The organism is Treponema sp. R6D11 (genome assembly GCF_054786075.1).
This window is the reverse complement of record NZ_BDHD01000646.1, coordinates 1-551: the sequence shown is the minus strand read 5'-3', so window position 1 is coordinate 551 and position 551 is coordinate 1. Positions and strand designations below refer to the sequence as shown.

Annotated in this window: 1 pseudogene; it reads left to right on the top strand. The window is 35.0% G+C overall.

Annotated elements, in window-relative coordinates:
- Window positions 1-195: 195 nt before the first annotated feature.
- A pseudogene (locus ACYVTD_RS15255) lies at window positions 196-551 on the top strand (PilZ domain-containing protein); the annotation flags it as partial.

Genomic DNA, 551 nt, shown 5'->3' with positions numbered 1-551 from the left:
GCTTCAACCCCGCTGCCTATAAATAAGGCAAGCGATCCATGCAAAAAAAGGAGAATATACAGTGTAAGAGCCTCAATATATATACCCATAAACTTGTTTCTGTATTATAATAAATATATAGAGAATAATCACGGATTTGTGAGGGAAAAATTGTTACCGTTTCTGATACTGGTATTTTGTCTTCTCCTTGGCATTATGTTTGCGACAAGTTCTAGAAAGGAAAGGTCTGGTAATTGGCTTCAATTCTTTGCAAAAGGAAAGGAAGCCGGCTTTACCATAAAAGACATGGAACAGTTAAAACAGCTTGCCGCTAACTGCCAAATTAAAGACCCGTTAAACATTTTTAAGTCTCAAAAACAGTTTGAAATAATTATTCGTTCTATGGTTAAAACTTTGCATTTATCGGGAGAGTACAATGATCCTGTAACCCAGTTATTCCTTTCAAGAATTTTTGAATATTACAAAAAAATAGAGATGCAGTCTTCCGAGAACAAAACAAAAATTACAACATCTCGCCAAATTAGCGAAGGACAGCCGTTAAGGATTTTAGT